This is a genomic window from Bradyrhizobium sp., assembly GCF_030654605.1.
Taxonomy (GTDB): Bacteria; Pseudomonadota; Alphaproteobacteria; order Rhizobiales; family Xanthobacteraceae; genus Bradyrhizobium.
In genome coordinates, this window is the sequence record NZ_JAURXB010000145.1 from 21,725 (window position 1) to 28,425 (window position 6,701).

Here is a 6,701-nt window from a genome sequence, read left to right on the forward strand (position 1 = left end):
AACTAATATTTTCACAAAATTGGCAGCCTTTGGGCATTTTGTTCCATTTCGTCATTCACCTGTCATCCAATAAGTCCAGAAACATCGACATGAATTCAACATCCTCACTTTCCAGCCCAATGGACGGAAGTCATCGAGAAGCGATTGCCATCCACGGCTTTGGATCGCTGGCGCAGCCGACCCGCCTCGCTGCGGTTCGGCATCTGCTGGCGGTCCATCCGCAAAGCCTGCCTGCCGGCGAGATCGCGCGGCTTTGCAAGGTGCCGCACAACACGATGTCGACCCACCTCGGCATTCTCAGCCGGGCCGGTTTGATTTCAGCCGAGAAAGACGGCCGCTCGATGAACTATCGGGCCGACGTCACCGGCTTTCGAGGCCTGCTCAAATTTCTTTCTCAGGACTGCTGCCACGGGCGTCCGGAACTGTGCGGGGATGCGTTCGACCTGCCATCCCAAATCATCGCCGTGGAACCGACGGAGACCTTCATGAAGCCCGCGTTCAATGTGCTGTTCCTGTGCACGCAGAATTCCGCCCGCTCGATCATCGCCGAAGCCCTGCTCGAGAAGATCGGCCGCGGCCGCTTCCGGGGCTATTCCGCCGGATCGAATCCGGCCAAGGAACCCGTTCCGGAGGTCATCGAGCGGCTGGCGGCCCTCGGCCACGACGTATCGCACCTGCATTCCAAATCGTGGGACGAATTCAAGGGACCCGACGCTCCCCGCATGGACTTCATCATCGCGCTCTGCGACTCACCCAACGGTCAGTTTTGTCCCGATTTCGGCAATCAGTTCGTCACCGGGGCCTGGCCCCTGCCCGACCCGGCGCAATTCACGGGATCGCCGACCGAGCGCACCACGCTTCTGAACGAACTCTACGCGATGATCCGGCGCCGCATCGAGATCTTCACCAGCCTGCCGTTCGACTCGCTGGACCGCATGGCGGTCAAGGCACGCCTCGACGAGATCGGCGATACCACGCGCGTCTCGCCTTGAGGGAATTCCCATGAAAGTTGGCATCAATGGCATGGGCCGCATCGGCAGGCTCGTATTGCGCGCGGCCCTCGGCGGCATTCACCGTCCAGACAGCGATCCCCGCGCCGGCAACCGGCTCGACGTCGTACACATGAACGAGTTGAAGGGCGGTATCGCGGCCACCGCGCATCTGCTGGAGTTCGACAGCCTTCATGGACGATGGCAACAGCCGGTCGAGGTCGCTTCCGAAAATGTCGTTTCGATCGGACAGACCCGAATCGGTTTCAGCGAACGGGCCAATCCCGGCGACGTCGCATGGGGCGATCTCGGTTGCGACGTCGTACTGGAATGCACCGGAAAATTCCTGAAGCCGGATCAGCTGCAGGCCTATTTTGACCGGGGCGTCAAACGGGTGATCGTGGCTGCTCCCGTCAAGGACGAGGCCGCCCTCAACATCGTCGTCGGCGTCAACGACCAGCTCTACGATCCCGCCCGCCACCGGCTGCTGACGGCGGCATCCTGTACGACGAACTGTCTGGCGCCGGTCGTCAAGGTCATCCACGACGCCATCGGTATCCGGCACGGACAGATCACGACGATCCACAACCCTACCAACACCAATGTGGTCGTCGACGCCCCGCACAAGGATCTACGCCGCGCAAGGTCGGCCATGCTCTCGATGCAGCCCACCACGACCGGAAGCGCGACCGCGATCGCGCTGATCTATCCGGAGCTCAAGGGCAAGCTGAACGGTCACGCCGTGCGGGTGCCGGTGCTGAATGCCAGCCTGACGGATTGCGTGTTCGAGCTGAAACGCGCCACCACGGTCGAGGAGGTCAACCAGCTGTTCAAGTCCGCCTCGGAAAACGTGTTGGCGGGCATCCTGGGTCTGGAGGCGCGGGCACTGGTATCGGCCGACTACAACAACGATCCGCGCAGCTCGATCGTCGATGCCCTCAGTACCATGGTGACCGACGGGACATTGCTGAAGGTCTACGCCTGGTACGACAACGAGGTCGGATACGCCTGCCGCATGGTCGATCTCGCCAACATCGTCCAGCGCGCGGGCGTCTAGTTCCGACGATGCAAGATCGGTGAGTCGCTTGCTGCCCATGCTTCGAGACGCTCGCGACGCTCGCTCCTCAGCATGAGGTTGTTGTGTTTCAACAAGTTTACCTCATCCTGAGGAGGCCACGAAGTGGCCGTCTCGAAGGATGGGCAGCAGTACTGATTTATGATTCTAGGTACTAGTTCCATGGTCCGAAACTACCTCATCGTCACGGCGTCCTATTGGGGCTTCACGCTGGTCGATGGCGCCTTGCGGATGCTCGTCCTGTTCCACTTCTTCCGGCTGGGATATACGCCGTTCACGCTGGCCTTCCTGTTTCTCCTCTATGAGGCGGCCGGGATCGGCGCCAACCTCGCCGGCGGCTATTTCGCGTCGCGCTTCGGCATTCCCCGCATGCTCGCGGTGGGCCAGATGCTGCAGATCGCCGGCTTGCTGATGCTGTCGGCGCTCGATTCCGGCTGGGGGGCCGCGGCATCGGTCGCGTGGGTCGTGATCGCCCAGGGCATTGCCGGCGTCGCCAAGGATTTGACCAAGACCGCTTCCAAATCCGCGATCAAGGCGACATCGGCCGAAGGCAGCGGACAATTATTCAAGTGGGTCGCATGGTTCACCGGCTCAAAGAACGCGATGAAGGGCATCGGGTTTTTCATCGGCGGCCTGTTGCTGGACCTCGCCGGATTCACCCATGCGCTGTGGATGATGGCAGCATTGCTCGCCGTGATCTTCGTCGCGGGGCTGCTTCTGCTGCCCTCCCAGCTCGGCAAGGCCAAGTCGTCGAAGACCATCCGTGAACTGTTCGGCAAATCGCGCGGCGTGAACCTGCTCGCTGCCGCCCGCGTCTTCATGTTCGGCGCGCGAGACGTCTGGTTCGTGGTCGGGCTGCCGGTGTTTCTCTACGCCAATGGCTGGCGCTTCCTCGAAGTCGGCGGGTTCCTCGCGGCCTGGACCATCGCCTATGGCGGTGTGCAGGCCATCGCCCCCCTGCTCGTCAGCCGCAGCCCGGACGGCCTGAGCCGCGAGGTGCCGGCCGCCCGGCTCTGGGCTGCGATGCTCGCCGCCGTGCCGATCGCGCTGGCTATCTTCATGCAGACCACCGGCATCGGCCGCCCCGATCTCGTATTGGTGATCGGACTGGCGCTGTTCGGTTTGCCGTTCGCGGTGAACTCCTCACTGCACTCCTATTTGATCCTGGCTTATGCCGGCTCCGAAAAAGCCGCCGAAGACGTCGGATTTTACTACGCCGCGAACGCCGCCGGACGGCTGCTGGGAATTACGCTTTCAGGCGTTCTCTACCAGTTTGCCGGCATCACCGGATGCCTGGCGGGTTCGGCGATCATGCTGCTGCTGTGCTGGCTGATCACGTTTCTGCTTCCGACCAACCAGGGCCTGTCTCGCGCTCACGCGCGGTCGTGAGAATCAGGCCGTTCACGCCGCCTTGCGCGTGATCAGCTCGCCACCCCTGGCGGCAGCGCGCGAACTTCCATTTGCCGGTTTGACACTCAACTCCTCATCTTAGTAGCTATACGTGATGGTCATTTGATTTGATGCCGCGACCGTTTACCCAGGTAAGAGCCATGAACTTAACATTTTTGCCCGCCGTGGCTTTTCTGATTCTAACCTTAAGCAGTGCCGCGGCCGAACAGGTCGGCGGAGACAAGGCGTTCTCGTTCGTGGTGCTGGGTGATCAGCCTTATGATCTGCCAGATGACAGCATCAAATTTGACCGACTGATTGCCGCCGTCAACAGGCTGAAGCCCGCCTTCACACTGCATGTCGGCGACATCAAGTCGTCCCGCGTCCCCTGCAGTGACGCGATCTTCCGTCAAGCGCTGGCGCAATTGCAGACTTTCGAGGGTCCGCTCGTCTACACCATCGGCGATAACGAATGGACCGATTGTCATCGAAAACAGGCAGGCAGTTTCGATCCTCGCGAGCGCCTGACGATGCTGCGTCAGTTGTTCTTCGCAAATCCCGGACAATCCCTGGGCAAGGCGCCCATCGCCGTCACCAGCCAGGCGCAGACGATGCCGGCGTTTTCAGTCTACGTCGAAAATGCTCGTTTCTCGAAAAACGACGTGCTGTTCGCCAGCGTGCACGTTCCCGGCTCCAACAACGGCTTCGAGGCCCAGGACCCCGAGTCCGCGAAGGAATTTTTCGCCCGTGACAAGGCCAATGTCGCATGGATCGGTGCCGTCTTCGCCGAGGCAGAGGGAACCGGAGCGAAGGCCGTGGTGCTGTTCATGCAGGCAGAGTTTGATCAATCGCGGTTTCCGAACGGCGCGATGCCACGGCAATCCGGCTTCCTGCAGACGCTTGATGCCATCGAAGCCGGCGCAAGGCGTTTCGGCAAGCCGGTGCTGCTCGTTCACGGCGATGAACACTTCCTTTCGCTGACACCCCTGAAGAACAGCATGGGCGCGCCAATGCCAAACGTGCTCAAATTGATGGTCTATGGCGAAACGCTGGCGCATGCGGTGCGGGTACTGGTCGATCCGGATAGCCCCGGCGTGTTCGGATTCATTCCGCTCATCGTGCCGGAGAACGGCATGGGCAACTGATCAGGCCCAAGTCTTAGGCCCAAGTCTTAACCTCAAGCCTTGTATTTCTATAATACTAGAAATACGGTTGACAGCAATCCCGCCGTCTGAAACATTGTGATCATGAAACTCGATGACGCCGCTGCCCATCTGGAAGCCCTGGGCAATCCGACCCGGCTGAAAATCTACCGCGCGCTGGTTCGCGCCGGAGACGCCGGGCTGCCGGTCGGGCGGCTGCAGGACAAATTGAAGATCGCGCCGTCCACCCTCTCCCATCACATCAAGACGCTGATGGTGGTCGGCCTGATCAGTCAGGTGCGGGAGGCAACGACGCTGGTCTGTCACGCCAACTACGATGTGATGCGCGATCTCTTGGGCTTTCTGGTCGCCGAATGCTGCACCGAGACGACCGAGGTCAAGGACGCCAAGAGCGCGGCGTAGTTTTTTCTTCCGTCCTTAATTTCGATACTTCTGGTTTGACAGGAGAATGCCATGAACCAGCCAAAGACCGTCGCGATCATCGGAGCCGGCCCGGTCGGACTCGCCGCAGCCGCGCATGTGCTGGAGCGCGGACTGACGCCGATCGTGCTGGAGGCCGGCGACAGCGTCGGACATTCGGTGCGGCAATGGGGCCATGTCCAGCTGTTCTCGCCTTGGGAATACAATGTCGACCGCGCCGCGGCACGCCTGCTCGCCTCGACTGGCTGGAATTCTCCCGAGCCCGAGCAGTATCCGACCGGCGCCGAGCTGGTGGAGCGCTATCTCGAACCGCTCGCGGCCAGCACGGCGCTGGCGAGCCACATCCATACCTCAAGCCGCGTCACCGACATCAGCCGCATCGGCTTCGACAAGCTCAAGAGCAAGGGCCGCGAAGCCGCCCCCTTCGAACTCCGCTATCAGAACGGGCAAGGCCCCAAAAGCGTGCGGGCCGATGCCGTGATCGACGCCTCCGGCACCTGGCATTCGCCCAATCCGGCGGGCGCCAACGGCTTGCGCGCCATCGGCGAGGCGCAGGCAGCGGACAGGATTGCGTATGGGATGCCTGACGTGCTGGGCAAGGACCGCGCGCGCTATGCCGGCAAGACTGTCGCGGTGCTCGGCGCCGGCCATTCGGCGATCGGCACGCTGACCGATCTCGCGCGGCTCGCGACCGAGTCGCCCGAAACCAGGCCGGTCTGGCTGCTGCGGGGCAACGATCCCGCCAAGGCTTTTGGCGGTGGCGCCAACGACAAGCTCGCCGCCCGCGGCGAACTCGGTCTGGCCTTCGCCGCGCTGGTCGCGGCGGGCCGGATCACCGTGGAGAGCGAATTCCGGGTTTCGCATCTCGGCACAGACGTCCCTCGCCTCACGGTCGCCACTGGCGCCGGCAGTTGCTGCCGTCAGGTGGTCGTGGACCAGCTGATCGTGGCCACGGGATTCCGGCCGGATCTGGATTTCGTCCGCGAACTGCGCATCCAGCTCGATCCCGCGATCGAATGCCCGGTTGAGCTCGCGCCCTTGATCGATCCCAACGAACACAGCTGCGGCACGGTGCGGCCGCACGGCGCGCGCGAACTGGCGCAGCCCGAACCCGGCTTCTATTTCGCCGGCATGAAGTCCTACGGACGCGCGCCGACCTTCCTGATGCTGACCGGCTACGAACAGGTCCGCTCGATATCAGCCGAACTCGCCGGCGACCACGAAGCCGCGGCGCGCGTCGAACTGGTGCTGCCGGAAACCGGCGTCTGCAGCCGCGCCGATGCGCCCGGCGCAAGCCAGTGCTGCGGCGGACCGGCGCCATCGGCTGTTGACGCCTGTTGCGTCGACGACGCAAATGCAAAGCAACAAGGAAAAGCCGGATGCGGCTGCGGCTCCTGACCCCTTCTCCCTCGCCCCGCTTGCGGGGAGAGGGTTGGGGTGAGGGGGACTCTCGACAGGGTCGGACTCGCGGAGAACCCCCTCACCCGACGCTTCGCGCCGACCTCTCCCCGCAAGCGGGGCGAGGTGATTCAGAATGGAGCAAATAAAATTTCGCTGGAGGGCCGATCCGTCATCGTCGCGATGTGCCTGGGGCAGCTCGGCAGCCTGCTTCCGCATGTCGTGGTACCGTCGGTTCTCGCCGCGTTCCTGATACCGGAATGGCAG

The 6,701-nt window shown here is 62.5% G+C and carries 6 protein-coding genes; all 6 read left to right on the forward strand.

The window, feature by feature from the left end; translation table 11 throughout:
• The first annotated feature begins 89 nt into the window (after positions 1-89).
• Entirely contained in the window at positions 90-992 is a 903-nt protein-coding gene (locus Q7U29_RS14260; protein ID WP_304742466.1) for a helix-turn-helix domain-containing protein, read from the forward strand.
• A 10-nt stretch (positions 993-1,002) separates the two neighbouring features.
• Positions 1,003-2,046 (forward strand): ArsJ-associated glyceraldehyde-3-phosphate dehydrogenase, encoded by a 1,044-nt coding sequence (locus tag Q7U29_RS14265; protein ID WP_304742468.1) that lies wholly within the window; start codon positions 1,003-1,005, stop codon positions 2,044-2,046.
• 180 nt (positions 2,047-2,226) lie between these two features.
• Positions 2,227-3,453 carry an organoarsenical effux MFS transporter ArsJ gene (arsJ, locus tag Q7U29_RS14270; RefSeq protein ID WP_304742470.1) on the forward strand — a complete coding sequence of 409 codons (1,227 nt, stop codon included), beginning with the start codon at positions 2,227-2,229 and terminating at the stop codon, positions 3,451-3,453.
• Positions 3,454-3,614: 161 nt separating this feature from the next.
• Entirely contained in the window at positions 3,615-4,598 is a 984-nt protein-coding gene (locus Q7U29_RS14275) for a hypothetical protein (protein ID WP_304742472.1), read from the forward strand.
• A gap of 102 nt (positions 4,599-4,700) precedes the next feature.
• Positions 4,701-5,018, forward strand: a complete 318-nt coding sequence (locus Q7U29_RS14280) for a helix-turn-helix transcriptional regulator (RefSeq protein ID WP_304742474.1) — start codon at positions 4,701-4,703, stop codon at positions 5,016-5,018.
• 51 nt (positions 5,019-5,069) lie between these two features.
• The gene (locus Q7U29_RS14285; protein ID WP_304742476.1) at positions 5,070-6,434 is read left to right on the forward strand and encodes an NAD(P)-binding domain-containing protein; all 1,365 of its coding nucleotides are present in this window, start codon (positions 5,070-5,072) and stop codon (positions 6,432-6,434) included.
• The last annotated feature ends 267 nt before the right edge of the window (positions 6,435-6,701 follow it).

Bases quoted from the DNA above. Each gene is read 5' to 3' on its own strand.
- Q7U29_RS14280 (WP_304742474.1), top strand. From the start codon at position 4,701: ATGAAACTCGATGACGCCGCTGCCCATCTGGAAGCCCTGGGCAATCCG.
- Q7U29_RS14265 (WP_304742468.1), top strand. From the start codon at position 1,003: ATGAAAGTTGGCATCAATGGCATGGGCCGCATCGGCAGGCTCGTATTG.
- Q7U29_RS14275 (WP_304742472.1), top strand. From the start codon at position 3,615: ATGAACTTAACATTTTTGCCCGCCGTGGCTTTTCTGATTCTAACCTTA.
- Q7U29_RS14285 (WP_304742476.1), top strand. From the start codon at position 5,070: ATGAACCAGCCAAAGACCGTCGCGATCATCGGAGCCGGCCCGGTCGGA.
- arsJ (WP_304742470.1), top strand. From the start codon at position 2,227: ATGGTCCGAAACTACCTCATCGTCACGGCGTCCTATTGGGGCTTCACG.
- Q7U29_RS14260 (WP_304742466.1), top strand. From the start codon at position 90: ATGAATTCAACATCCTCACTTTCCAGCCCAATGGACGGAAGTCATCGA.